This window comes from Halovivax asiaticus JCM 14624 (assembly GCF_000337515.1).
Taxonomy (GTDB): domain Archaea; phylum Halobacteriota; class Halobacteria; order Halobacteriales; family Natrialbaceae; genus Halovivax; species Halovivax asiaticus.
Map to the genome: position 1 here is coordinate 123653 of NZ_AOIQ01000017.1, position 24386 is coordinate 148038.

24 protein-coding genes, 1 tRNA gene and 1 pseudogene are annotated in these 24386 nt (G+C 64.5%); 20 read left to right on the forward strand and 6 right to left on the reverse strand.

Annotation, left to right across the window (positions count from 1 at the left end; translation table 11 throughout):
- Nucleotides 1-16: 16 nt before the first annotated feature.
- Nucleotides 17-1009, reverse strand: a complete 993-nt coding sequence (locus C479_RS10855) for an alanine dehydrogenase (RefSeq protein ID WP_007702209.1) — start codon at nucleotides 1007-1009, stop codon at nucleotides 17-19.
- Between the two features lie 102 nt (nucleotides 1010-1111).
- On the reverse strand, nucleotides 1112-2110 hold the full coding sequence (locus tag C479_RS10860; protein WP_007702211.1) for a hypothetical protein: 999 nt from the start codon (nucleotides 2108-2110) through the stop codon (nucleotides 1112-1114).
- Nucleotides 2111-2410: 300 nt separating this feature from the next.
- Between C479_RS10860 and C479_RS10865 the strand changes: the two genes are divergently transcribed.
- From C479_RS10865 to C479_RS10890, 7 genes are all read left to right on the forward strand, one after another.
- On the forward strand, nucleotides 2411-3655 hold the full coding sequence (locus C479_RS10865) for a hypothetical protein (protein ID WP_007702213.1): 1245 nt from the start codon (nucleotides 2411-2413) through the stop codon (nucleotides 3653-3655).
- Between the two features lie 308 nt (nucleotides 3656-3963).
- A complete protein-coding gene (locus tag C479_RS10870) occupies nucleotides 3964-5688 on the forward strand; it encodes a phage tail sheath family protein (RefSeq protein WP_049907246.1) in 1725 nt (574 codons plus the stop codon).
- Between the two features lie 42 nt (nucleotides 5689-5730).
- Complete coding sequence (locus C479_RS10875) at nucleotides 5731-6183, forward strand: phage tail protein (RefSeq protein ID WP_007702220.1); 453 nt, start codon at nucleotides 5731-5733, stop codon at nucleotides 6181-6183.
- Nucleotides 6180-6347 (forward strand): hypothetical protein, encoded by a 168-nt coding sequence (locus C479_RS16260; protein ID WP_161607171.1) that lies wholly within the window; start codon nucleotides 6180-6182, stop codon nucleotides 6345-6347. The genes C479_RS10875 and C479_RS16260 overlap by 4 nt, the downstream gene beginning before the upstream one ends.
- Nucleotides 6344-6844 (forward strand): hypothetical protein, encoded by a 501-nt coding sequence (locus C479_RS10880; RefSeq protein ID WP_007702230.1) that lies wholly within the window; start codon nucleotides 6344-6346, stop codon nucleotides 6842-6844. The genes C479_RS16260 and C479_RS10880 overlap by 4 nt, the downstream gene beginning before the upstream one ends.
- Nucleotides 6841-7110 (forward strand): DUF6760 family protein, encoded by a 270-nt coding sequence (locus C479_RS10885; protein ID WP_007702233.1) that lies wholly within the window; start codon nucleotides 6841-6843, stop codon nucleotides 7108-7110. Before C479_RS10880 ends, C479_RS10885 begins: the two co-directional genes overlap by 4 nt.
- Nucleotides 7111-7140: 30 nt before the next feature.
- Complete coding sequence (locus C479_RS10890) at nucleotides 7141-7602, forward strand: phage tail protein (RefSeq protein ID WP_007702236.1); 462 nt, start codon at nucleotides 7141-7143, stop codon at nucleotides 7600-7602.
- Nucleotides 7603-7659: 57 nt separating this feature from the next.
- Here the strand turns inward: C479_RS10890 and C479_RS10895 are convergent, their stop codons facing one another.
- Nucleotides 7660-8016 (reverse strand): hypothetical protein, encoded by a 357-nt coding sequence (locus C479_RS10895; RefSeq protein ID WP_007702238.1) that lies wholly within the window; start codon nucleotides 8014-8016, stop codon nucleotides 7660-7662.
- Nucleotides 8017-8100: 84 nt separating this feature from the next.
- Here C479_RS10895 and C479_RS10900 point away from each other — a divergent pair, with 84 nt between their 5' ends.
- The 4 genes and pseudogenes from C479_RS10900 to C479_RS10915 all read left to right on the forward strand — a co-directional run.
- Nucleotides 8101-9246 (forward strand): tRNA (guanine(26)-N(2))-dimethyltransferase, encoded by a 1146-nt coding sequence (locus C479_RS10900; RefSeq protein ID WP_007702240.1) that lies wholly within the window; start codon nucleotides 8101-8103, stop codon nucleotides 9244-9246.
- A 143-nt stretch (nucleotides 9247-9389) separates the two neighbouring features.
- On the forward strand, nucleotides 9390-12587 hold the full coding sequence (locus C479_RS10905) for a PAS domain-containing protein (protein WP_007702242.1): 3198 nt from the start codon (nucleotides 9390-9392) through the stop codon (nucleotides 12585-12587).
- 340 nt (nucleotides 12588-12927) lie between these two features.
- Entirely contained in the window at nucleotides 12928-13566 is a 639-nt protein-coding gene (locus C479_RS10910) for a hypothetical protein (RefSeq protein ID WP_007702243.1), read from the forward strand.
- A 112-nt stretch (nucleotides 13567-13678) separates the two neighbouring features.
- Nucleotides 13679-14185, forward strand: a pseudogene (locus tag C479_RS10915) (hypothetical protein); the annotation flags it as partial.
- A 99-nt stretch (nucleotides 14186-14284) separates the two neighbouring features.
- On the opposite strand, the gene glnA reads toward C479_RS10915, so the two are convergent.
- The gene (gene glnA, locus C479_RS10920; RefSeq protein ID WP_007702247.1) at nucleotides 14285-15640 is read right to left on the reverse strand and encodes a type I glutamate--ammonia ligase; all 1356 of its coding nucleotides are present in this window, start codon (nucleotides 15638-15640) and stop codon (nucleotides 14285-14287) included.
- A 125-nt stretch (nucleotides 15641-15765) separates the two neighbouring features.
- On the opposite strand from glnA, the gene lrp reads away from it, so the two are divergent.
- From lrp to C479_RS10945, 5 genes are all read left to right on the forward strand, one after another.
- Nucleotides 15766-16230 carry an HTH-type transcriptional regulator Lrp gene (gene lrp / locus C479_RS10925; RefSeq protein ID WP_007702250.1) on the forward strand — a complete coding sequence of 155 codons (465 nt, stop codon included), beginning with the start codon at nucleotides 15766-15768 and terminating at the stop codon, nucleotides 16228-16230.
- 134 nt (nucleotides 16231-16364) lie between these two features.
- A complete protein-coding gene (locus C479_RS10930; protein ID WP_007702251.1) occupies nucleotides 16365-16745 on the forward strand; it encodes a Rid family detoxifying hydrolase in 381 nt (126 codons plus the stop codon).
- 2 nt (nucleotides 16746-16747) lie between these two features.
- Entirely contained in the window at nucleotides 16748-16960 is a 213-nt protein-coding gene (locus C479_RS10935; RefSeq protein WP_007702253.1) for a hypothetical protein, read from the forward strand.
- 96 nt (nucleotides 16961-17056) lie between these two features.
- A tRNA-Ser gene (locus C479_RS10940) sits at nucleotides 17057-17138 on the forward strand.
- A 661-nt stretch (nucleotides 17139-17799) separates the two neighbouring features.
- The gene (locus C479_RS10945) at nucleotides 17800-18258 is read left to right on the forward strand and encodes a DUF302 domain-containing protein (RefSeq protein WP_007702257.1); all 459 of its coding nucleotides are present in this window, start codon (nucleotides 17800-17802) and stop codon (nucleotides 18256-18258) included.
- A gap of 50 nt (nucleotides 18259-18308) precedes the next feature.
- On the opposite strand, the gene C479_RS16930 is transcribed toward C479_RS10945, so the two are convergent.
- Complete coding sequence (locus C479_RS16930; RefSeq protein WP_275039665.1) at nucleotides 18309-18443, reverse strand: hypothetical protein; 135 nt, start codon at nucleotides 18441-18443, stop codon at nucleotides 18309-18311.
- 179 nt (nucleotides 18444-18622) lie between these two features.
- Here C479_RS16930 and C479_RS10950 point away from each other — a divergent pair, with 179 nt between their 5' ends.
- Nucleotides 18623-19402 carry an SOS response-associated peptidase gene (locus C479_RS10950; protein WP_007702258.1) on the forward strand — a complete coding sequence of 260 codons (780 nt, stop codon included), beginning with the start codon at nucleotides 18623-18625 and terminating at the stop codon, nucleotides 19400-19402.
- Here the strand turns inward: C479_RS10950 and C479_RS10955 are convergent.
- The gene (locus C479_RS10955; protein ID WP_049907267.1) at nucleotides 19399-21039 is read right to left on the reverse strand and encodes an ABC transporter permease; all 1641 of its coding nucleotides are present in this window, start codon (nucleotides 21037-21039) and stop codon (nucleotides 19399-19401) included. The genes C479_RS10950 and C479_RS10955 overlap by 4 nt on opposite strands.
- Nucleotides 21040-21246: 207 nt before the next feature.
- Between C479_RS10955 and C479_RS10960 the strand changes: the two genes are divergently transcribed.
- The 3 genes from C479_RS10960 (at nucleotide 21247) to C479_RS10970 (ending at nucleotide 24312) form a co-directional block, all read left to right on the forward strand.
- The gene (locus C479_RS10960) at nucleotides 21247-21762 is read left to right on the forward strand and encodes a gluconate 2-dehydrogenase subunit 3 family protein (protein ID WP_007702262.1); all 516 of its coding nucleotides are present in this window, start codon (nucleotides 21247-21249) and stop codon (nucleotides 21760-21762) included.
- Nucleotides 21759-23390 carry a GMC family oxidoreductase gene (locus C479_RS10965; RefSeq protein ID WP_007702263.1) on the forward strand — a complete coding sequence of 544 codons (1632 nt, stop codon included), beginning with the start codon at nucleotides 21759-21761 and terminating at the stop codon, nucleotides 23388-23390. The genes C479_RS10960 and C479_RS10965 overlap by 4 nt, the downstream gene beginning before the upstream one ends.
- A 208-nt stretch (nucleotides 23391-23598) precedes the next feature.
- Nucleotides 23599-24312: a dolichyl-phosphate hexose transferase gene (locus C479_RS10970; protein ID WP_049907268.1), complete on the forward strand. Its 714-nt coding sequence runs from the start codon at nucleotides 23599-23601 to the stop codon at nucleotides 24310-24312.
- The last annotated feature ends 74 nt before the right edge of the window (nucleotides 24313-24386 follow it).

Sequence of the window (24386 nt, forward strand, 5' to 3'; positions counted from 1 at the left end):
TGTCGTACGGTGGAACTCAGTTGTCGGCGCCGACGAGATCGAACGGACTGCCGCCTTCGTGCTCGCTTGCCTCCTCGTAGACGACGTGGGCGGCGGCCACGTCCTGGATCGCGAGCCCGGTCGAGTCGAAGACCGTCACGCCCGTATCGCCGGTGCGACCCACCTCGTCGCCGACGACGATCTGGCCGATCTCGGCGTGAATGTCGTCGTCCGTGAGCGTGCCATCGTGGTACGGGACGTTGATCTCGCCCGAGTGGGTGCACTGCTCGTGGTCGTCGATGACGATCGTCGCGTCGAGGAGGAGATCGTCGGCGAGTTCGTGTTTGCCCTCGGCGTCGGCGCCCATCGCGTTGACATGGGTTTTCTCGCCGACGTCGTCGGGACCGACGATGGGGGTCTCGACGGGCGTCACCGTCGAGAGGACGTCACAGTGGCTGGCCTCCGAGATCGATCCGCCGCGGATGTCGAACTCGTCCGCGAAGGTATCGACGAAGCGCTCGACGCGTGCGTCGTCGAGGTCGCTGACGACGACCTCCTCGATGGGGCGGATCTCGCTGATCGCCTCGAGTTGCGTGTAGGCCTGGACGCCGGCGCCGACGATGCCCATCGAGGTGGCGTCCTCGACGGCGAGGTGGTCGGTCGCGACGGCTGCTGCTGCACCGGTGCGCTTCATGGTCAGTTCGGTGCCGTCCATGATGGCGAGCGGGTAGGCCGTCTCCGGGTCGGAGTAGATCATCGTCCCCATGACCGTCGGGAGTCCGTGGTCGTCGGGATTGTCCGGGTGGACGTTGACCCACTTCAGTCCGGCGGCGTCCCAGTCGTCCGTCGAGAGATACGCCGGCATCGACCGGAAGTCGCCGTTGTACTGGGGCAGGTCGACGTAGGACTTCGCCGGCATCAGCGCATCACCGCGTTCGTAGGCGGCGAAGGCAGCTTCCAGCGCGTCGATGACGGCCGGCATGCGCGCGTACTCGTCGACGTCTTCGTTCGAACAGAGCAACGTGTTCATGGCGGCAACTCTTGCGGGCGGACACTTAGTACGTACCGAATTCCTTCTTCAGGCGAGCGAAGCGGTTTTCTGAATCGGGTGGATCGTCCGTAGCCGTCCGGATCACCCTTGCAGCTGCGAGAGCGGCGCGAACTGCGTCCAGTCGACGATCGCGTCGGGATCGTGGTACCGCTGCTCGGTCGGGTGTGTCTCGTACAGTTCGGTACACCAGGCGATCCCGGGACCGCGCACGCGGCAACCGCTTGGCGGCGCGAGTCCCATGCCGACGTAGCAGTCCCGGAGCTGGCATCGGAGGTGATCGAGCAGGCGCCGTTGCAACCCTGCCGGCGTCCGAACCGGTCGATCGGGACGCGGGAGCTGGATCCGTGCACCGCGGATCCAGTCAGTATCGTCGACGACGCCGGTGTCCGGTCCAGGTGTCACTTCACCTCCCTCCCAGTGCACGTGCGGTGTTCCGGTGTCGACGATCGACCACCCGGGAGCGGTTGTCTTGTCGCGGGTGGTCTCTTCCTGATGGTTCGACCCCAGTATCGTGGCGAGCCGACGCGGGAGCAGATCGCTTCGTCTGTCGGGGTAGCGATCGAGTAGCTGGCGAAGTGCGCCGATCGCTTCGAGTTCGATCGTCGCGTCGACGAGGGTCGGCAGTCGCCCTCGTGTTCCGTCGAGCAGGAGGTCCTGTTCGATGTGCGTCCACTCGGCGTCGGGGTCCGCTGTCGGCGGTTCGACGACGTGGTCGGCCGGCTCCTCGAACTGGTTCGTGACCATCTCGAACAGCCGCTCGACCGTCTCCGGCGTGAGTGCGGCGAGAACGAGCGCGGTCGCAGTCAGCCGTTCCGGATAGGTGATCTGGTCGGCGCCGTACGCGTCGACCGCGGCGATCCCGTGCGTGCGAAAACAATAATATTTCGCGAATCTCACGCTTCGACGAGCGCGAATGGCTTGTTCGCCCGACAGCGTGGCCGCATTCCACTCTTCGTCGCCACAGTAGTGACTGTCCAGTGTCCCGGTTCGGTCGAGGGTTATCCGATGGTGTTCGTCGGCGTTGTCCAGTACGCTGACGATCAGTTGGTTTTCCGTTTCGGATTCGATCGTTGCCTTCATCGCTCGTCCGTTTCCACCGCCTGGTAGCATGTTTCAAAAGACCTTTCCATAATTGATTTGTGTCTGTTGTCGATGTATACGATTTTATGTATGATAACTATGCCGATGTCGGGAGTGAGACGGATGGCCTGTGCACGTTACTGTTGTTCTTGCCGGTTGAGAGCCGCGTGACGGCGGCTTTCGACGTTGCCCCGGCACACGTTGGCCGACGATCGGGATTCACGATCAGGTTAGGAACGCGCGTGCGCTGATCGGATATTTTATACTATCGGACGTTCATTATATATCTACACTCTCGCTATGACTCCGGAAGCGGACTATACGAAACGAGATGCGGCCGGCTTCTCTCAGTTCGAGAAGAACCGGTTCTTCAAGGGCAAGTTGATGACGCCCCGCGACATGGAGGCCGAACAGACCTACCACGCCGAGCGACTGCACACGCTCACTCGTCACGTGAATGGGTCGGGAATCGTCTGTGGGCTCGAGGTCCGTGACGTCTCGGAAACTGACGATGGGCTCGACGTCACCGTCGACGCCGGGTTCGCGATCGACGGCCGGGGGCGGCCGATCGTCGTCGAGCAGGTGACCACGAAGACGCTCCCGAGCCCGTCGACCGACGAGATACACCTCTTCATCCAGTTCAGCGAGGTGGCCGTGGAGACGGTTCCTGTCGCCGACACCGACGGGGCGATCGACAGCGACGCCGTGGCGAATCGAACCGTCGAGGTGTTCGAGTTCACACATCGGGAAACGCCGCCTGCGGAGACGTCGGTTCCGTCGGTCGACCTCTCCGTCGTCGACCCGGGCGACGATAGCGTCGAGACGGTCGCCAGACAATTGGCCGAACAGTATCACGAGACCCACCGCAGTGAGCCGGCGGACGATGCCGATCCGGCGGTGTTTCTCGGCTCGTTCGAGCGGACGCCAAGTGGGAACTGGGAGGCGATGGACGACCAGTTCGGTCGTTCGTTCGTGTACAGTCCCGAACTACTGTTCGCGCTCGTCGTTCATCACTTGACGGACGACGAGAACCCGCATCGAACACCGGTCAGACAGGAACCCGAAGAGCGCCCGGACGGCATCGAGGGAATCGCTCGACGGGTGGGCTCGCTCGAAGAGACCGTAACCGAACTGGAACACGAGCGGCGGACGCTCGTGACCTACGCCTTGCGAAAGACGGTCAAGGATCGTGTCCGGTTCTTTACGACGCTGAGTGACCGGCTCGAACCGCACACGGGTGAGGGGGCACGCATTGCACGCGACATCGCGGAACTCTCTCGTGAGGACCGCAAACCGACCGACGATCGCGAACAGTCCTACCGTGAACAGATCGATCGACTCCTCGACTTGTTGATCGAACTGGGCGAACCGCTCGAGGAAGTGACGACCGAAGAGAGCCTGGAGCGATACCTCAAGTCGGTGTCCCGGCTCCAGTCGGCACTCGAATCCGACGAGCCACTTCTCGAATTGATCGACGCCCACGATCAGGTTAGCGAGGCGGCGGATTCGATCCAAATCCTCGTCGACGTCGTCCCTGAAGACTGAATTTTCACCTCCTCCGATCCGACTCGTTCGACTTCGAATCGCTGTTGTTCGGTGTCTTTTGCCGGCTCATCTGACCGATACTCTGGGCGCGTCACCTCCCGTAATACAAATCCAGTTTGAATTGGGAACTTACACTTTTGCCGGCCACAATCTTATTATGTTCTGTCGGTATGCCGCCGCGTCTATCTTTCCACAATCAATATGGGTATGTGCCTAAACAATACAAAAATAAACACACTCAGAAAGATTTATATTAATTCGCTGTAAAAACCCAGTTACAGGGAGACAAATTTAGGAGGTCACCTGGAATGCCAGAATATCAATCCCCCGGCGTGTATGTCGAAGAGGTAAGTAGCGGAAGCAAGTCTGTCGAAGGTGTCAGCACGAGTACGGCTGGTTTCCTCGGTCAGACCCATCGCGGTCCCGTCGAACCACAACTCGTGACGAGTTACACCGAGTTCGAGCGACTCTACGGATCGAGTCCGAAGCACTCGAATCTCGATGTCGCCCTCGACGGCTACTTCAAGAACGGCGGTGGCCGATGTTACGTCGGCCGCGTCACTGCAGCCGACCCGAACGACGTCGCGACGACGACGCTGGTTGCCGACGATCAGTCGAACGTCCTGAACGTCGAAGCAAACGGCCCCGGCTCCTGGGGCAACTCGGTCGCCGTGATCGTTCGCGACGGGCAGCGGGGTGACCAGTTCGATATGGTCGTCCGGTACTGGTCGTGCGACCTCGAGGAGGTCAGTCAGCCGGACGCCGCGCGTCCGGAACCGGCCCCGGACGTCGAGGAGGTTTTCGACGGACTCTCGTCCGATCCGAAGTCGAGCCAGTTCTACGAGAAGCAACTCTCGAGTTCCGTTCTCGTAGACGTCGAGTACGTCGAGGACGGTCGCCCGGTTCCCGGCCTCACATGGTTGAACCGTGACACGCCGACAGCCGCGGCTGACGGTGGCCTCGTGGAGACTGCGGAGGAGGAAACTGTCGTCTACATCCCGGACAACCTGGACGAACTGAAGTACAACGATCTCAAAGGAATCGCCCGTCCCTTCGAGACCGAGGGAAACCCATCGAAAGACGACCTGATCGAGCAACTCGACGACATCCGGTCGGGCGAAGTCGACGTAGACGTCGAAGTCGTCACCGAGGAACCGACCAAGCCCGACGCCGAGGGTGAGGTGTCGCTCAACGACTACGAAGGCATCGACAAACCGGGGCTTCGAACCGGCCTCGCAGCCTTTACCGCACTCGACGACATCTCGATCGTTTGCGTTCCCGACGAGAACGATGTGCAGGGACTGACGGACTCGATCGTCGCACACTGTGAGAACATGGGCGATCGCTTTGCCGTCCTGCAGGCCGAGCAGAACCCCGGTCCGGTCTCCGAACTGGAGACGCCGGTCGATTCCTCGTACGCGGCGTACTACTACCCGTGGGTTTCCGTGCTCGATCCGGTGACCAACCGCGAGAAACTCGCCCCGCCGGGCGGCCACATCGCCGGTATCTACGCGCGAAGTGACGTCCAGCACGGCGTGCACAAGGCTCCGGCGAACGAGACCGTTCGCGGTGTCGTCGGCCTGCAACACGACGTCACCAAGGGTGAACAGGACGTCCTCAACCCGAAGGGTATCAACTGCATTCGGAGCTTCCAGGGCCGCGGTATCCGCGTCTGGGGCGCCCGGACGACCTCGAGCGACCCCGAGTGGAAGTACCTGAACGTCCGCCGACTGTTCCTCTTCATCGAGCAGTCCATCGACGAAGGGACGCAATGGTCGGTCTTCGAGCCGAACGACCAGGACCTGTGGGCCCGGATCCGCCAGTCCGTCGAGAACTTCCTGACCACCGTCTGGCGTGAGGGCGGCCTGCAGGGATCGACGGCCGACGAGGCCTTCTACGTCCGCTGTGGCGAGGAGACGATGACCGAAGACGACATCGACAACGGTCGGCTCATCGTCGAAATTGGCGTCGCTCCGGTCAAGCCGGCCGAGTTCGTCATCTTCCGCATCAGCCAGGACACCGGCGAGGCCTGAGCGCACCGACCACCAGACGACAGTTCACATTCACGATAATACATGCCAGAACACGGACCGCTGCCAAGCACGGAATTCACCGTCGAGCTCGACGGCGTCGACGTCCCTGGATTCCTCGAGGTACAGCTCCCGACGCAGGAGACCGACCAGCTCGACTACCGCGAGGGCGACGAGGCCAAGCACTCCCGGAAGCTCTTCGGCGATACGCGATACTCGCCGCTCGTTCTCGCTCGGGGCGCCGAGGAGGACAACAAGCGACTTGACGACTGGCGGAAGGCCGTCGAGGAGGGCAAGGGTGAGGATGCCAGAAAGAACATCGCGGTCGTCCTCAAGGACCAGGCCGGTACCTCCGTCATCCGATTCGAGTTCACGAACGCCTGGATCCGCAAGTACGACCCGCCGACGCTGAACGCCCAGGCCAGCGGTGGCCAGAACGCCATCGCAGTCGAGACGTACACCGTCGAGTTCGAGGAGATGAAGCGCAAGAACGTATGATGCGATCGAGTGAGCCGCTTCGGCCGTTCGCCATCTCCCGCTCGCGTTTCGATACGACGTGGCGAGTCGACGAGGAGGGGTACCTTCACACCGGGACGAACGGATCGTTCGTCGAATCGAGCCGACTTCGCGTGCTGACGGACCAGCTGGAGGCTCACCGATGACCGACCAAACACTGCAAACCGAGTTCGAATTCACCCTGCCGCGGGGGTACGTGGACGACGATGGGACGCTCCATCGCGAGGGCCGAATGCGACTCGCGACTGCCGCCGACGAGATTCAGCCACTGTCGGAACCACACGTGCAGTCGAACTCCTCGTATCTGACGATCGTCCTCCTATCTCGGGTCGTGACCGAACTGGGGACACTCGAAACCGTCGACGTCGACGTCATCGAGAACCTGTTCGTCGCCGATCTCGAGTACCTGCAGGCGATGTACGAGCGGGTCAACAACCGAGGCAGAAATGCCGTCACGACGGCCTGTCCGGACTGTGGCGAGACGTTCGACGTCGACGCGACGTCCGGCGTCACACTCGCCGACCCACCGGCGGGTTCGGCGGCCGACGAGGCGACGTCGAGTACAGACGACGCCGTCGGCGCGACCGACGACGCCGATCTGGATGCACCGGCGGAGGTCGAAGCGGGAAACGCGAACGAGTGACCGGCGTCGTCGATCCCGAGGACCTCTTTGCGGAGGTCGCTTTCGTGGCCTACCACTTCGGGTGGAGCCACGAAGAGGTCCTCTCGCTCCCACACTGGGAACGACGGCGGTGGTGTGCGGAGATCAGTGAGATCAACGAACGGATGAACGAACCGACGGAACCGGCTGAGCCCACTGACCCTGGGTCGTCCGAGTCGACGCAAGGATCGTTCATCGACGGAAACGGGGAGGGGGTCATCCTCCAGAACTCGTTCGACACGGAGTGAGTGAGACGCGGAGATACGGAGACGAACACTATGGCAGAGCAACCCTATACGGCAGACGACAATCCATACTCGCAGTACAATTTCGAGGTGCAGGTAGAAGGCGAGGCGGTCGCCGGTTTCGCCGAAGTCTCCGGTATCACGATGCAACTCGAGACCGTTCAGTATCGTGAAGGCGGTGTCAACGATCACGTCCACACGCTTCCGGGAACGTTTGCCCACGCCGATCTGGTCCTCCAGCGTGGCATGACTACCGACGTGGCCTTCTGGGAGTGGATTCAGGACGTCATGAGCGGGAACGTGACCCGGAAGAACGTGGTCGTCAAGTTGCAGAACGGGTTCAAGGGGGATCGCGTCTGGGGCTGGGAGTTCAAACGTGCCTATCCGACGATGTGGCGTGGGCCCGATCTTGTCAGCACCAATCAGGGAATGGCGATCGAGACGATCGAACTCGCCTACGAACGGTTTGCCCGGATGTCCGGACTGCCGGAGTAACCGGGAACTGCAACCGAGTGGCTGGCGTCCGAAGTCCTGGTCGTATTGGTAATCTCCTCACAGAAATTCGCGGACGTCCGAGTACCACATGTCGTGGACGTCGACGTGCCCGATTCGCCGAGCGATCTGGACGGCGAGGACGTGCCAGCACTCGTCGGTGGGGTCGTCGGGATCGATGTTGTATCTGGCGTCCTTACAGGTACAGGTGCCGTCCTCGACGACGTACTCGTCTGCGTGGCCGACGACGACGGTGAAGTCGCGGTAGCCCTTGACCCGTCGCTCGGCGACGGCCTCGATGGCGCGGACGCCCCGGTCGCCGTGGAGTCGCGAGATGCGCTCGACGAGCTCGGGGGTGAGTTCGCCGGCGTCGGCGAGGTCGGCCTGCCATCGCTCGACGGGTCCGTGCTCCGTCACACCCTGTCATCTGGGCCGGGGTGTAAAATCGGTTTGGGATGGCCGAACCGCGGCGTTTTTCGCCCGGGCGGCCCGAACCCGGGTATGCGCGTCTCGGAGGGCGGCGTCGAACTGACAGTCCCGGCCGAATCGACCGACGGTGTCGAAGGGCCGGTTTTCTACAATCCGCGCCAGGAACTGAACCGGGATCTGACTATCGCCGTCCTCGGTGCGTTCCGTGAGGAGCGCGAGTCGCGTGCGGCGACGTATCTCGACGCGATGACGGCCAGCGGCGTCCGCGGGATTCGGGCGGCGGCGAACGGGTGGACGGCGATGGGTGTCGACACCGACGAACGAGCCGTGTCGCTGGCGCGCGAGAACGCGGCGCGAAACGGTGTGGAGGAGACGTTCGACGTGGTCCAGGAGGACGCGAACGCGTTCATGTATGGCTGTGGACGGGACATGGACCGGGCGCTCGACGTGATCGATCTCGATCCGTACGGGACGCCGATGCCCTTTGCGGACGCCGCATTCGCGAACGCACGGAATCTGGTCTGCGTGACGGCGACCGACACCGCACCGCTGTGTGGGGCTCACCTTCAGAGCGGCATTCGCTCGTATTCGGCTGTCCCCCGGAACACGGACTACCACGCCGAGATGGGCGTTCGCGTCCTGCTCTCGGCGCTCGTCCGAACGGCGGCGCGGTACGATATCGGCGTTACACCCCTTTTCACGTACGCCAAGAGCCACTACGTGCGGACGTTTCTCGAACTCGACCACCGGGCGACCGCCGCGGACGCCACCCTGGACGCGCTCGGGTTCGTCTCTCACTGTGAGGACTGTCTCTACCGGGAGCACACACGCGGTCACTTCGCCGACCCGCTCGAGACCTGTCCGGCGTGTGGCGCCAGTCGGGTCCTGACGGCCGGCCCGATCTGGCTGGACGCGTCCCACGACCGGGCGTTCGTCGCGGCCGTTCGCGAACGGATTCCGTCGTCGTTCGGGACGGCTGAGCGGGCACGAGCGTTCTGTTCGACGCTCGAAGCCGAACTCGACGAGCCGACACACTACGATCAGCACCGCCTGTGCAAGGAGTGGACGCTCCCGGCGAACGCGATGGACGATTTCCTCGCGGCGCTTCGGGACGCCGGGTACGAGGCCTCGCCGGCACACTACAGTGGGACCGCGTTCAAGACCGACGCCGACGTCGACGAGATTCGAGCCGCGACGGAACCTGTGCTAGAGTCGTGACCACCGGCTGACCGTGGATCGGTCGAAACCGCCGGTGTGGCCGCCGCGTTTATATCGCTCCGCAGATGATACGAATGGAACGTGTACCGGGTAGTCGATGGATCGGACGGGCACTTCAGGTCGCAAGCGACGGGTGAGAACCCGTGACTGCCCGAACTGGCGCGTCGGTCGACGACACGACGATCCACGTCCTCCACGTGGACGACGACCCGCAGGCGACGGCGCTGTGCAAGCACCGACTCGAGGAGGTTTCCGACCGATGCGTCGTCGTCGAGTGTCAGGACTCCGCACGGGCACTTTCGCTGTTCGAGGCGGAGCCGATCGACTGTATTCTGAGTGACTTCAGTATGCCCGGACTCGACGGACTCGAACTGCTCGCGGAGATCCGTGCCCGTGACGAGCACTTGCCGTTTATCTTCTTCACCGGTCGCGGAAGCGAGGAGGTGGCGAGCGAGGCGATTTCGGCCGGCGTCACCGATTACGTCACGAAAGCCCACGACGCCGGCACCTACGAGATGCTTGCCAACCGGATCGAACACGCGGTCGAGAGTCATCGCGTTCGAACGGAACTCACTCGCAGTGAGCGTCGCTTCCGGCAGGTGACCGAATCGATCGACGAGGTGGTCTGGCTGGCCGATCCCGAACGCGAAGCCGTTCTGTACGCGAACCCGGCGTACGAGGACGTCTGGGAGCAACCGGTCGAACGCCTGTACGAGGACTGGCGGTCGTTGCTCGATCGGGTCCATCCGGACGACCGTCGACGGGTGGCCGACGCGATCGACGACCTCGGGGCCAGCGAGTACGAGGAGGTCTATCGTCTCGTCCAGTCGGATGGGACCGTTCGCTGGATCGAAGACCGGGCCGTGCCCGTCAGTGCCGATACCGGAGCCGTCGACCGCGTCGTCGGCGTCGCGAAGGACATCACCCGGTACAAGGAAGCCGTCGAGGAGCGCGACCTCGTTCTCGAACGGATCACGGACGGGTTCGTCTCGCTGGATACGGACTGGCGATTTACGTACGCGAACGATCGCGCGACCGAACTGCTCGCGTCGGATGATTCCCTCCGTGGCGACGTCCTCTGGGACGTCCTGCCAGGTATCCGAACGTCATCGTTCTTCGACGCGTTCGAAGCGGCAATGGACGACGGCGAGACGCGGACCGTCGAGGCCCACGTCGGCGCGCTCGACGCCTGGATACTGGCGCACGTCTATCCCGCCGACGAGGGCCTCTCCATTTTCTTCCGCGACGTGACGGAACGGCGCGAACGCGAACAACGGTTCGAGGCGATTTTCGACAACACGTTCCAGTTCACCGGGTTGATGGACCTGGACGGCCGGTTGCTCGAGGTGAACGAGTCGCTTCCGGGTGACGCCGATCCGGAGACGTTCGTTGGAAAGACGATGCCCGAGGCGTTCGACCTGCCGCCGGCGTCGCGGGAGACGTTCGAGACCGGCCTCGAACGCGCCCGAAACGGGTCGTTTTTCAGGGACGAACTTCCATACGTCGTCGACGGTGAGCGGCGAGTCGCGGACTTTTCGATCCGTCCGATCGAGGACGAGCGAGGGACGGTCGTCGAACTCATTCCCGAGGCGCGCGACATCACGGATCGGAAACGTCGGGAAGACCTCATGGAAGCGCTCGCCGACGTCAGCCACGACATGTTGCGAGCCCCGACGGCCCGCCGGATCCACGAGGTTGCCGTCGCCGCGGCGACGGCGGTCTTCGACCGGCCGGTGGCAGCCAGTTACACGCTTCAGCCCGCCGATCGTGCGCTCGAACCGACGGCCTGGTGGGTCGAGAAGGCAGGGAGTGTGGAGCCGGTCCCGATCACCGATCCGTCGAACGCGGTCTGGGAGACCGTCGCCGAACAGTCCTCGTCGTACCGGCCGAGCCCGTCGGATGGTGGGGCGATCGGCGCCGACTCCATCGAGAGCGAGGTACTCGTGAGTCTCGGGGATCACGGCGTGCTCGTCGTCGGTGACCGTCGAAACGGGGCGTTCACCGACGGGGACGTCGACCTCCTCTCGCTGCTCGGTACCATGGTTGCGGCCGCACTGGACCGCGTCAGTGGCCGGTCGGCGATCGAAGAACGCGACCGCGTCCTCGAACGCGTTTCCGACGACGTCGAACGGCTTTCCGTGCACACGACGGTCGCTCGGGAGACGATCGGCGCTATCGTCGAGACTGACTCACGACCGGCCCTCGAACGCTCGATCTGTGAGCGCCTCGCCGGACTCGATCCCGTCGAGGGCGCCTGGATCGCCCGGTTCGACCCGACGGACGGGATCGACCCGTCGATCTGGCGGGGAATTCCCGATCGCTTTTTCGAGGCCGGTTCGGGGTCGCTGATCGGGCGTCACCACGAGGTCCTCGAACAGGTGTGGGACACCGGCTCGACTCGGGCCGTCGAGAACGTGTTGGCGGAGACGGAGACGGCCGCCGAGCGACGTGAAGCGCTCGACGGGCGGATCCACTCGGCGCTTTTCGTGCCGCTGTCGACGACCGACGCGGTTCGCGGTGGGCTGGTCATCTACGGTCCGACGGTAGACTCGTTCGGCCCGGAGACGCAGTCGCTGTTTGCGGACGTCGGTGAGATACTTGGGCGCAGGATTCAGTCGCTCGAACGTTCACGTGCACTCCTCACCGGGACGGAACAACTCGTCGAACTGGATCTGTTCGATCCTGACTGCGTCTACTGTCGTCTCGCCGACGCGGTCGACAGTTCGATAGCCGTCGAGTTGACGGTCCCCCGCGGCGATCATCTCACGCAGTTTTGCTCGCTCGAGGGTGACGACGCTGGTGATCGCCTCGATGCGATCGCGGGCATGCAGATTGCGGGGACCGTCGAGGTGCTGACCGATGGCCCCGCCTCGACGCTCGTCCGGATCGACACGGCGACGACTGATCTCGTCGACCCGCTCCGCGATCGAACCGGGACGCTTCGATCGCTCTCGGCAACTCCCGAGCGGGTCAGGCTTCGCGTCGCGCTCCCTCACGGCACCGACGTTCGTCGTCTGGTCGAGGCCTATCGTCGGGTCTACGACTCGGTCGATCTGGTTAGCCGAACGGAAGCCACCCAGGGGGCGGGACAGTCGGTCGTTCGTGGCACAGAGACGATCGACGCCCTGACGGATCGACAACGCGAGGCGTTGTTGCTCGCCTACCACAGCGGCTACTTCGAATCGCCCCGGGAGCTGTCAGGGGCCGACCTCGCCGACCTCCTCGGGGTTTCGTCGCCGACGTTTCACAGTCACCTCCGCGCGGCAGAGTCACGGTTGTTCGCGTCGTTGCTTGGTGACTCGGCGCCTGACGAGGGTGACTCCACTGAAGACGCTCGCTAGCGGGCGGCGTTTCGGTCGTCGTTGGGCGCGACCGATTGTCCTCCGAAAAGCCGATTTTTCGGCTGTGTGAACGCTGTCTGGCGCTGTTTCGGGGAGCGACAACCGCGCGGAGCGGTCGGTCGGGGCTAACTATCTAGCCCCCGCGTTCCGGTCGGGGTAACCACTGAGCGACAGTCGATACGACAGGCGGGGGCGAAGAACTGACTGTGATGTCTCCAAACCAGTTCGCACCGGTTCACCCGGGCCAGGTGAGCGCAGTCCAGACCGTCACGATCCGGGCGGCCGTGGCTGGCGATGGTTGCCCTGCTTGGAGCGCTCCGCGTGGGTGGGGTGAGTACCCATGTCCGTAGAGCGAGCCCCGATCGATCTCGACGCTGCTGACGACTTCGCGATGGATCTGGCCGACTGGGTTCGCTCGCAGTCGACGAGTCAAACGGCCAGTCGCTTTCGATCCGACCTTCGTCGGTACCTCCGTCGTTACGTCGGAACCTGGCACGATCAGACGCTCTCCGTCGATCACGCGACCGGCGCTCGCGGGGTCGACTACGTCGTCGGCGACCAGATCGCCATCGTCCTAATCGAGTCGATAACGGAGGGCTCGAACCACTGGCTCTATCGCGAACTGGGGACGATCGGCCAGCAGTACGAGTACGTCGTCGTCATCGGAAACGATCTCACGGAGGAACACGTGGATATCTGGCGCAGTCTGGCTCGACGGATGACGAACCGGTCGTCGTCGACCTTCCGGTTTCTCGCTGCCGACGAACTGCTCGTCCAGTCGCAGGTCGCGACTTCACCGGTCAGGACTGTCAACGGCTTTCTCGGTGTCGGCGCTGCCGTCATCTCGTTCGCCGCGATCGCGGTGAACTCCGTAATGGCGTTCACCCCGACCGATCCGATGGCCGGTGCGTTCGCCGGCGCCGTTTTCGTCCTGTTCGGGACGGTCCTCGCCTTCTGTCTGTTCTTCGTCGTCTCGTAGGCGGCTCGTCCTGCTTTGTCCTGGGTACTCTCGGCACGTCGAGTTCCCTCGACAGCGCGCCCCATCGACGATGATTGCGCCCCGAAAAACGGGGCCGCCCCTATCGGTCGTCGAACCGGACCGGCAGCTACAAAGTCCCGGCTCTCGACAGTTCTGCCAGGCAGCGATGACAGACGACGCCACCGACCGCGACGACGAGAGCCGTGACGGCGCCCGGCGTGCCGACGGCGGTCGTACCCGCGATCGATCGGACGATCCGGCGGCCCTGAGAGAGGAGATCGAGCGTCTACGCGGTGATCTCGAGGCGCTCGAAGCCGGCGTCGACGACCGAACGGTCGAGCGCGAGACGCTGGAGGCCGACCTGAAGCGGTACGTCCGTCGTCGCGTTCGACGCGGTCACGCCCACGGCTGGGGCCCCTACCTCGTGTTGCTGTACGGGACGGCGATGACGATCGCCGCGTACTACTTCCTATCGTCGGGCTGGGCGATCCTGGCCATGTTCGTCGTCTGGACCTCGACGTTGGGGGTGTACTTCCTGATGGTCGTGTTCGGGCTGACGATCACGGCGTTCGGTCTCCCCGGTCGCCTTCGTGACCGTGTAGGGGAGTGGCGTTCCTGATCGGTCGGGAAAAATCAGCCGGACAGTCACGACGTCGATTCTGTGGGACGGTGTCGCTCGTTCTGGCCGAAGATGTGATCGAACGGGTGCTGGCAGCCGTTAGAACGTCTCGAGGTACCGATCGAGTTCCCACTGCGAGACGTCGACGAGGTAGTCTTCGAACTCCTGGCGCTTGGCCTCGGCGAACTTCTCGCTGACGTGTTCGCCGAGTGCGGACTGGACGACGTCGTCGGCTTCGAAGGCGTCGATCGCCTCGCCGAGATTCGAGGGGAGCGTATCGATTCCGTGTTCGGCTCGCTTGGCTTCGTCGAACTCGTAGATATTGTCTCTGACCGGGTCGCGGGCGTCGAGGCCGCGTTCGATGCCGTCGAGACCGGCCTGGATGATCGCTGCCAGTGCGAGGTACGGATTGCACGATGGGTCCGGCGACCGAAGCTCGATGCGTGAGGCGGCCGGGACCCTGGCGGCGGGTTTCCGGATGAGCGCCGAGCGGTTGCGGTCGGACCAGGCGACGTACACTGGGGCCTCGTAGCCCGGAACGAGTCGCTTGTAGCTGTTGACCGTCGGGTTGGCGACGGCCGTGATCGCGGGCGCGTGTTCGAGCACTCCCTCCAGGAAGGCGTGGGCCGTCTCGGAGAGGTCGAACTCGTCGTCGCCGTCGTGGAAGGCGTTCTCGCCGTCTTCGGTGAACAGCGAGACGTGCATGTGCATGCCGGAGCCGTTGACCTTCGCGATGGGCTTTGGCATGAAGGTCGCGTGGAGGTCGTGTTGAGCGGCGATGGCACGGACGACGGTGCGGAAGGTGGCGACGTTGTCAGCCGTCGAGATGGCGTCGTCGTACTCGAAGTTGATCTCGTGTTGTCCCCTGGCAACCTCGTGGTGGCTGGCTTCGATCTCGAAGCCCATGCTCTCCAGCCCGTAGATGATGTCCCGACGGACGTCGCTCGCCAAGTCTTTCGGCGCGACGTCGAAGTAGCCGCCAGCGTCGTTGGTCTGCGTCGTCGCACGTCCCTCTTCGTCCTCCTCGAAGAGGAAGAATTCGGGTTCGGGTGCGGCGTTGACGGTGTAACCCATCTCGTTCGCCCGGTCGATCGCTTGCTTGAGCACCGTCCGGGGATCGCCCGCGAACGGCTCGCCGCTCGTCGTATCGACGACGTCACAGATCATCCGGGCGGCGGCGCCGTGTTCGTTCGTCCGCCACGGCAGAATCGCGAACGTGTTCGGGTCCGGGATGAGGCGCATGTCCGACTCCTGGATGCGGACGAACCCCTCGATCGAGGAGCCGTCGAAGTAGATCCCTTCGCGGAACGCTTTTTCCGCCTGGCGGGCCGGAACCGAGACGTTTTTCACCACACCGAGGATATCAGTAAACTGTAACCGGAGAAAGTCGATATCTTCGTCTTCGATCGTTTCGAGCACCGTTTCCTCCGTGCTTGTGAGATTGCCGGTTGTCATCCGAAGTCCGTTTTACTCGTCTATCCCCACCACTAAAACCCTGCTGTTCCGCGCAAACTTCCGATGTACCTCCTGTAATCGTACATTCGTAAATTTATAGTGGGCTCGATGAGTAGGTCGATTCGATGACGTACGAAAATCTCGACTCGAAGTTGGTGAACTCACTTCTGGGCGACGGCCGGGCGAGCCTGCGAAGCCTTGCCGAGGAACTCGACGTCTCGGTGACGACGATCTCGAACCATCTGGCCGATCTCGAGGATGGCGGCGTGATCGACGGCTACACGCCACGCGTCGATTACGGCGCGCTCGGCTACGACGTCACCGCGATTATTCAGCTCAAGGTCGAAGGCGACGCTCTCCCCGAGATCACCGATCGACTCCGTGGCCACCGTCAGATGACCTCGGTCTACGAGGTGACCGGCGACTACGACGTGACGGCTGTCGGGAAGTTCAAAGACACCGATGGGATGAACGAACAGATCAAGGCGTTGTTGACCGACCCGGACATCAACGAGTCGAACACGAGCGTCGTACTCAACGCCGTCACCGAGAACGAACAGTTCGAACTCGAACTGGAAGCGGAGGAGTGAGCGGCTGGCGGTTGCGGAGACCTCGACGACCCAGCCGGGGAACCACAGATCCGCTCGTCCGTGTCGGTTTCAGGCGACCAGAGCCCGCGTCGGTTTCGCCGCCATTTATAGTCTAGCCCGGTCCATCGATCAGTATGAAGCGAATCATCAGTACGGACGACGCACCGGCAGCGGTCGGGGCGTACAGTCAGGCGACGACGAACGGCTCGATTCTCTTTACGGCCGGCCAGATTCCGATGACGCCCGAGGGCGACCTCCTCGACGACGAACCGATCGGCGTCCAGACCGAGCAGGCGCTCGACAACCTCGTCGCGATCTTAGAAGAGAAGGGCGCGACGCCCGCGGACGTGCTCAAGACGACGGTCTTCCTCGGCGACATCGACGACTTCGAGGCGATGAACGAGACCTACGCGACCTACTTCGACGACGAGCCGCCGGCCCGTAGCGCCGTCGAGGTGGCGAACCTGCCGAAAGGTGTCGGCGTCGAGATCGAGGCCATCGCGAACCTCGAGTAGTCGTGGACCCGCGCGCGAAATCCGCCTCGCTGTGGGGACTCGTCGGCGGACTGGCCTTCCTGGTGCTCGCCCAGGGCGCGGTCGCACTCGACGTGCTGGCGGTCCCGCTGGGCGGCGTCGTCACGATCGGACTCGCCGTCGCCGTCGTTACCGCGGCGGTGACGTACCGATACGAACGCCGACTCCTCTCGTGGGCGCACGAGCACGGTCGCTGATCGACCGCAGCGTGTGACCTCGTGCGTGTCCCCGAACAGGGTTCCGTCGACCGACCTCGCAAGACTTATTCGAACCCCTCGGCAATCTTCGACCGAGCCAGGATGGCCGAACGGTAAGGCGCACGCCTGGAAAGCGTGTTCCCTTTCGGGATTCAGGGTTCAAATCCCTGTCCTGGCGTTTTCACGTCATAATGTCCGCGAGCGGCGCGTAGCGCCGCGAGCAACCCGTGACGTGAAAACGGAAGACGCCGGGATTTGAGCACGCGAGCCGCAGCCCCGGAACGGCCGAACGGAGCGCGGTTCGGAACGAAGTGAGAACCGCGTTGCGAACGGTGAAACCGTGAGCAGAGTGAGGCCACATGCCCGGAACGTCTCGCATCTGTTCAAATCCCTGTCCTGGCGTCGCGAGGAACGAACGAAGTGAGTTCCTCGGTAGTGCCGAACGGCGAAGCCGTGAGGCGTTTTTCGCGTCATAGACCCGTGAGCGACGCGTAGCGTCGCGGACAACCCGTGACGCGAAAAACGCTGGAAGTGGGGGATTTGAACACGCGAGTCGCACGCGGTCGAACGAAGTGCGACCGATCGTCTCGCATCTGTTCACATCCCGTCCTGGCGTCGCGAGGGTCGAGCGTGGGCGAGATCCTCGATTCCGCGAAGGGGAGCGGAGCGACCCGTGAACTGCGCGGTCCGGAACGAACGAAGCGAGAGGCGAGCGAGCCCGAGTCCGCTGTGACCGATCGTTGCTCGATGCTCTTGGTCGGTTGATGATCCGGCACGCTTTCTCCCAACATGTGTCTCGAATCCAGCGTTTAATATTGGTGCGCTCGAAGCGGGAACGCATGGCCACGCCGAAGCCCGCACCCACCGTCGAAGAGGCGTTACACACCACGCTCGATCTGGAATTCGAGGACGCGGTCGCACACGTCCAGCTCGAACACGAGTACCAGGGGTTCGAGACCGTCGCGCTCACGCGCCTGGACGAGTACATCGAAGGGGTCCTCGGTGAGGCGATCCGGAAGACGGCCCTGATCGTCGTCTGCCACGCCGAAATCGCGAGGGATGCGCTCGAAATCGATCCGCAACTCGCGGGCCTGCTACCGTGTACGACCGTCGTCTACGAGGACGATGGCGCCGTCCACGCCTATCACGCCTCGACGACGAAGGCGATCCGCGATCTCGGCTGTGCACCGGGCGATTGCGGGCCGGCGGTCGAGGCGCTCGTCGAACAGACGGGTGACGTGATGGGTGACGTCTGGGCGAACATCGAGGCCCACGCCGCAAACGCCGACTCGTCGTAATTTCGTTTCGCTGTCGCGGCTGGGGTACGCCTGTGGTGGACGTGGTGTTCTTACCGGACGATTTCGACCGGTCGATCCGTCGAGAGCCACCGGCCCTGTCGATCGGGGTCGCGCAGTTCGAGTCGTCCGTCCGCACTGACCACGAATTCGACGGGTTCACGCTCGCTGTCTCGTGTCGCTTCCATAGCCGGTCGGTCCCGGCGGACGCACAAGGGTACGGACGCCTTACTGACTGTTCGCCCGCCGAAGGCACCGGTTTACTGGTGCGACTGACGGTGCCAACGACGCGTTATCGCTGTCACTCCCTAATTCCCGGCCGTCGACGGCCGAAGCGATTTCGGTGCTGGCCGCCCGAGCGGGACGTATGTGTGGCCGGTACTCGCTGTTCGTCCCGCCGCCGGACGTCGAAGACCGATTCGACGCGCGGTTCGAACGCTCGTTCACCCCGACGTACAACGCCGCGCCGGGTCAGTCCGTCCCGGTCGTCACGGACGAAGCACCGGAGACGATCCGGCAGCTCGAGTGGGGATTTACGCCGCCGTGGGCCGACGCCGATGGCGACCGGCTGATCAACGCGCGTGCCGAGACCCTCGCGGAGACGCGGAGCTTTCGTTCGGCGTACGTGAAACGGAATAGCGACGGTGAGTTCGACGAGGGGGCACCGTCAGATCGCGAAACGCCTGCAGCAGGGCGCTGTCTCGTCCTGGCCGACGGCTTCTACGAGTGGGTTCCGACCGAGAACGGGAAACAGCCCTACCGGATCACATTCGAGGACGATCGACCATTTGCGATGGCGGGGCTGTGGGAGCGACGCGAGCCGTCGTCTGGCGCCTCACAGGCCGGTCTCGACGCGTTCGGCGGCGGCATCGAGCGCGCCGACGACGACGATGGGCTGTCGGAGACGGTGACGATCGTGACGATGGACCCGAACGAACTGGTGGGGGAGCTACACGATCGAATGCCGGCGATTCTCGAACCGGCCGCCGAACGTCGCTGGTTGCGCGAGCCGGATCCGGTCCCCGACCTGCGGCCGCACCCGTCCGACTCGATGACGGCGTATCCCGTCTCGACGGCCGTAAACGATCCGTCGTTCGACGATTCGTCGGTGGTCGAGTCGATAGACGGCGAGGCGAGCCCGGGCTAGAGTCCTTCACGACCGCCCTGGGAGAGAAGGACGACCATCGAGAGACCGGAGACGATCAGCAGGATGATCGAAGGAATCACGGCGTACTGGTAGAAGGCCTGCTCCTGGGCCTCCCAGATGAGCGTGACGAGATTTTCGAACCCGAGCGGCTGGAGCAGCAGGGTCACCGGGAGCTCCTTCATCGCCGTCAGGAACACCAGCGCGGCGCCGGCGACGATGCCAGGCCTGACGAGTGGAAGGGTGATCCTGCGAAAGGCGGCCAGCGGCGAGGAGCCGAGCGTCTGGGCGGCCTCGGTGAGTTTCGGGTCGACCTGGAGCGTGTTCGTCCGGATGGTGCCGACCGCCTGGGGCATGAAGCGGACGACGTAGGCGAACACGAGCAGCGGAATCGTCTTGTAGATCGTCGGAACGAGGTCGAATCGCGTCCCGAGGGCGCCATCGTAGGCGGTGGCCGCCGAAACCAGCGCGAGCGCGAGCACGATTCCCGGCACGGCGAAGCCGACGTACGTCGCTCGATCGAAGAGGTCTGAAAGCCGCGAGTCGTGACGGGCCGCGAAGTAGGCGACGGGCAGGGCCGCCAGCACGGCGACGATGGCCGCAGCGGCGGCGACCTTCACCGAGTTGATGACGTGGAATCCCTGGAGTGCGAGTGCGTCGCTGGCGTTCGGGTCGGCGTTCACGACCCAGAGGCCGAGGATCCACAACGGGACGAGTAGTGCCGTTGCCGACACCGCTGCAGGCAACAGGGTGGCCGGCCAGCGCCACGTGCCGAGCGACACGGCCGGATCCGCGGCGTCACCGCGACCTGCGCCATCGCCGCCCGTCCGCCCTCCAGAACGGACGCGATACTCCAGAGCCAGGACCACGAGGACGATGGCGAGCAACTGCAGCGAGAGGACGGCGGCGTACTCCGACTGGTAGCTCTGGAATTCGACGTAGATCTGGCGGGTGAATACCCGCAAGCGCATGATCGCAGGCGTCCCGAAGTCGGAGACGGCGTACAGCGCCGCCAGCAGGGCGCCTGCGGCGATTGCCGGGCGAATCTGGGGGAACGTCACCCGGCGAAATGCCTCCCATCGCCCGTGATCTAAGGTGCGCGCGGCGTCCAACAGCGTCCGGTCGAACGAGAGCAGGCCCGCTCGCGTCGTCAGGTAGACGTACGGATAGGTGTAGAGCGTGATGACGACGATCGATCCCGGCAGGCCGTAGATCTCCGGAATCCGCTCGACGCCCAGCGGCGCGAGGATCGACTGGAACTCCCCGCGCGGGCCGAACGCCGAGACGAACGAGAACGCGCCGATGTAACTCGGGATCACGAGCGGCAAGGCGACGACGACTGTCCAGAATCGCCGGAACGGCAGGTCCGTCTGGACTGTCAGCCACGCCAGTGGAACGCCCAGCAGGATCGATAGCGTCGTTACGCCGATTGTCAGCAGGATACTGTTGGTGAGCACCTCGGCCGTCAGCGGCCGGGTGAAGTCCGACCAGACCTGCTCTGGGTTGACCGTGAGCACCTCGAAGAGTAACCAGCTGATCGGCACCAGCATGCTCGCGGCGATCGCCCCCGACAGCAGTGTCAACCCGATCGGCAGCCCCTCACCCTCGCTGCGATCCGTGCGTACGTGTGGAATGTTCATAGATCGAGTGTTCAGTGCGTCTCGTCGGCGTGACTCGGTCGCCGACCGCTCGACGGTTTCCGTCGGCAGTTCGTGTGATCCGATTCGGCTGCGTCCACTTCCCGCCGTCGGTTCGTGGCCGATAACACCCACCAGACTCGCCGACGCCAGTTACTCGATCGGAGGCGTTCCAACGAATATAAGGTTTAGGTTTGCCTAATATCCGACATGGAGCTGTCACGGCGGGACGCGGTGGCCGCGCTGGCCGCAGTCGGGGCCGGCGCCGTGGCCGTCGGCACACATCTCAGCGGGACCGATCCCGAGGAAGACGACGTGCTTCGACGAACGATGGTCGCCGCCGGCGAGGTGGTCTATCCTGGCGAAGTGAGCGGCGTCGCGGCGTTCGTCGAGACGTTCCTCGCCGGTCGCCTCGACGACGAGTCTCACGCCGCCGGCGTTCGAGAGGCCGTCGAGACCCTCGACGGGTACGCGGCGACGCGTCACGACGCGTCGTTCGCTGACCTGTCGGTCGAGCAGCGCGACGATCTGCTTCGGGCGGCGGGCGTGGCGACCGCGGCGGAGAATCCCGACGGCACCGAGGTCGAGCGAATTCAGTACTACGTGATCAACGAGTTGCTGCTCGCGCTGTATGCTTCGCCGGCGGGCGGCGAGCTGGTCGGTATCGAGAACCCGCCGGGCCACCCCGGCGGTACCGGGAGTTACCAGCGGGGGCCGACGCCGTGAGCGACTGGTCGCCCGCCGAAACGGCCGAACCGACTGCCGGGGCGAGCGATCGCACCCCGGTCGCGGACGCCGACGTTTGCGTCGTCGGCGCTGGCCCCGCCGGCGCGCTGGTCGCCGACCGGCTGGCAGCGGCCGGGAAGGAGGTGGTCGTCCTGGAGGCCGGTCCCCGGTTCGATCCGGCGGACCGCCGTGCGCGCCAGGAGCGATTTCTCCGGCCGTCGGCCGGTCGCCAAGCCGTCTGGGATGGGGACCCCGAACGCGACGCCTACGGCGCCTCCGGGGAAGCCCATTACCCGCTGAACCGGGCCCGCGTCAAGGGGGTCGGCGGCACGACGCTGCACTGGCAGGGGATGGTGATGCGCCTCCACGAGGACGACTTCGCCTCACAGAGCACCCGCGGCGTCGGCGTCGACTGGCCCTTCGACTACGACGCCCTCCAGCCGTACTACGCCGCCGCCGAGCGCGAACTCGGCGTGGCCGGCGCCAGCGACAACCCTCACGCCCCGCCGCGAGAGGATCCCCACCCGCTGCCTGCCTTCCCGCCCTCCTACAGCGACTCGCTGTTCGCCGAGGCCTGCGAGGCGCTGGAAATCGATACCCATTCGGTGCCCAACGCTCGCAATTCCGAGCGATACGACGATCGGAGCGCCTGCGTCGGCTACGGAACCTGTCAGCCAGTCTGTCCCTCCGGGGCGAAGTACGACGCGACCGTCCACGTCGAACGCGCCGAGGAACGTGGCGCGACCGTGATCGATCAGGCGCCCGTCCAGCGACTGGACCACGACGCCGACCGACTCACCGCCGCCGTCTACGCGACGCCCGACGGAGAGACTCACCGGCAGGAGGCCGACGCGTTCGTTCTCGCCGCGGGCGGCGTCGAGACGCCCCGGCTCCTCTTGCTTTCGGATTCGCCGCACTATCCCGACGGTCTCGCCAACTCCAGCGGTCGCGTCGGTCAGTTCTTCATGGACCACCTGTTCGCCGGCACCTGGGGTGTCCTCGACGAACCGACGCGCCAGCACCACGTCGGCTTTCTCACGAGCGAGTCCCACCAGTTCTACGACGACGCGGACGACGAGGTGGGGCCGTTCAAACTCGAATTCTTCAATTACGCCGGTCCTACGCCGGTCGGGCTCGCGCTCACCGGCGACGACTGGGGTGACGACCTGCTGGAGCGCATCCGAGGGGAGTACGGTCGCCACGTCGCCGTCGGTGCGCTCGTCGAGACGCTCCCGCGGGCGGACAGTTACGTCGCGCTCGACCCCGAACGGACCGACGACCACGGCAATCCGGCCCCGCACGTCCACTGGTCCGTCGGCGAGCGCGCTCGCAACACGCTCGCCCGCGCGAACGAGGTGCAGGAGGCAATCCTCGAAGAACTCGGTGCGGAGATCACCTATCAGGAGGGCCCCGACCGCACCATCCCCGCGAACCACCACATGGGGACCACCCGGATGGGAACCGATCCCACCGAGAGCGTCGTCGGCCCCGACCTGCGAACCCACGACCTCGACAACTGCTGGATCGCCTCCAGCAGCGTCTTCCCTACTGGCGGCGCGCTGAACCCCACCCTGACCATCGCCGCACTCGCCCTCAAGTGTGCCGACCACGTCGAGGCGTCGCTCTGACGCACAGCGATGATTTAGGCAAACCTAAAAATATAAGGCCGGCCGGACGAGAGTACCGGCAATGAGTACCCTCGACGCGGGCTCGACGGACGGCGGCACCGACGAAGAACCGACCGACGACGGCGGATCGGCGGCGGTAGACACCGATCCCGGAACAGCCGAGGAGGCGGGAAGCACCGAGACGGCCGATACAGGTGCTGGAGCCGAGATGGACGATACAGGGACTGGAGCCGCGACGGACGACGCGTTCACCTTCGCGGACGTGAGCGTCGTGATGGGAACCTACAACGAGGAGGCGGCCATCGGCACCGTCATCGACGACATCGCTGCGGTGACCGACGGCGAGGCCGAGGTCGTCTGCGTCGACGGTTCCAGTGACCGGACCCCCGAGATCGCTCGCGAGCGCGGTGCCACGGTGATCGAACAGGAGCCCCAGGGCTACGGCGTCGCCGTCCGGGAGGCGATCCTGACACCCGATCGACCGATCGTCGTCACGACCGACTGTGACGACACCTACCCGATGGAGCAACTGCCCGAGTTCCTCGCGCTAATCAACGAGGGCTACGACGTCGTCAGCGGTGACCGCCTCTACCACGGCGCCGAGGCGATGCCCGCGTTCAACCGCTTCGGCAACCACGCCTTCGCCGCCGTCGCGAGCGTCCTGATGGGGACTCGGGTCCACGACACGACGACGGGGATGCGCGCTTACCGCCGCGAGGTCGTCGAGGACATCGAGTGGACCGAGAACACTGGCCTCTCCGCGGAACTGCTGATCCGGCCGCTGATGCGGGGGTACGCCATCCGTGAACACCCGATCGCCTACGGCGAGCGCGCCGGCGAGACCAAACTCGATCCGCTCCAGGGTGGCGCCGCCATCGCGAAATCCATCGTGAAGGTCGCCCTCGAAGAGCGGTTCCGGTAACCGGTCGCGCCGACGCCTCCGTTCTCGCCGTTCCTCGTCCCAGCGACCGTCCCCTGTTCCTCGGCGACGACTGC

Excerpts from the sequence above, each read along its gene's own strand:
- C479_RS10855 (WP_007702209.1), bottom strand. The coding sequence starts at position 1,009 with ATGAACACGTTGCTCTGTTCGAACGAAGACGTCGACGAGTACGCGCGC.
- C479_RS10860 (WP_007702211.1), bottom strand. The coding sequence starts at position 2,110 with ATGAAGGCAACGATCGAATCCGAAACGGAAAACCAACTGATCGTCAGC.
- C479_RS10865 (WP_007702213.1), top strand. The coding sequence starts at position 2,411 with ATGACTCCGGAAGCGGACTATACGAAACGAGATGCGGCCGGCTTCTCT.
- C479_RS10870 (WP_049907246.1), top strand. The coding sequence starts at position 3,964 with ATGCCAGAATATCAATCCCCCGGCGTGTATGTCGAAGAGGTAAGTAGC.
- C479_RS10875 (WP_007702220.1), top strand. The coding sequence starts at position 5,731 with ATGCCAGAACACGGACCGCTGCCAAGCACGGAATTCACCGTCGAGCTC.
- C479_RS16260 (WP_161607171.1), top strand. The coding sequence starts at position 6,180 with ATGATGCGATCGAGTGAGCCGCTTCGGCCGTTCGCCATCTCCCGCTCG.
- C479_RS10880 (WP_007702230.1), top strand. The coding sequence starts at position 6,344 with ATGACCGACCAAACACTGCAAACCGAGTTCGAATTCACCCTGCCGCGG.
- C479_RS10890 (WP_007702236.1), top strand. The coding sequence starts at position 7,141 with ATGGCAGAGCAACCCTATACGGCAGACGACAATCCATACTCGCAGTAC.
- C479_RS10900 (WP_007702240.1), top strand. The coding sequence starts at position 8,101 with ATGCGCGTCTCGGAGGGCGGCGTCGAACTGACAGTCCCGGCCGAATCG.
- C479_RS10910 (WP_007702243.1), top strand. The coding sequence starts at position 12,928 with ATGTCCGTAGAGCGAGCCCCGATCGATCTCGACGCTGCTGACGACTTC.
- glnA (WP_007702247.1), bottom strand. The coding sequence starts at position 15,640 with ATGACAACCGGCAATCTCACAAGCACGGAGGAAACGGTGCTCGAAACG.
- lrp (WP_007702250.1), top strand. The coding sequence starts at position 15,766 with ATGACGTACGAAAATCTCGACTCGAAGTTGGTGAACTCACTTCTGGGC.
- C479_RS10930 (WP_007702251.1), top strand. The coding sequence starts at position 16,365 with ATGAAGCGAATCATCAGTACGGACGACGCACCGGCAGCGGTCGGGGCG.
- C479_RS10945 (WP_007702257.1), top strand. The coding sequence starts at position 17,800 with ATGGCCACGCCGAAGCCCGCACCCACCGTCGAAGAGGCGTTACACACC.
- C479_RS16930 (WP_275039665.1), bottom strand. The coding sequence starts at position 18,443 with ATGGAAGCGACACGAGACAGCGAGCGTGAACCCGTCGAATTCGTGGTC.
- C479_RS10950 (WP_007702258.1), top strand. The coding sequence starts at position 18,623 with ATGTGTGGCCGGTACTCGCTGTTCGTCCCGCCGCCGGACGTCGAAGAC.
- C479_RS10955 (WP_049907267.1), bottom strand. The coding sequence starts at position 21,039 with ATGAACATTCCACACGTACGCACGGATCGCAGCGAGGGTGAGGGGCTG.
- C479_RS10960 (WP_007702262.1), top strand. The coding sequence starts at position 21,247 with ATGGAGCTGTCACGGCGGGACGCGGTGGCCGCGCTGGCCGCAGTCGGG.
- C479_RS10970 (WP_049907268.1), top strand. The coding sequence starts at position 23,599 with ATGGACGATACAGGGACTGGAGCCGCGACGGACGACGCGTTCACCTTC.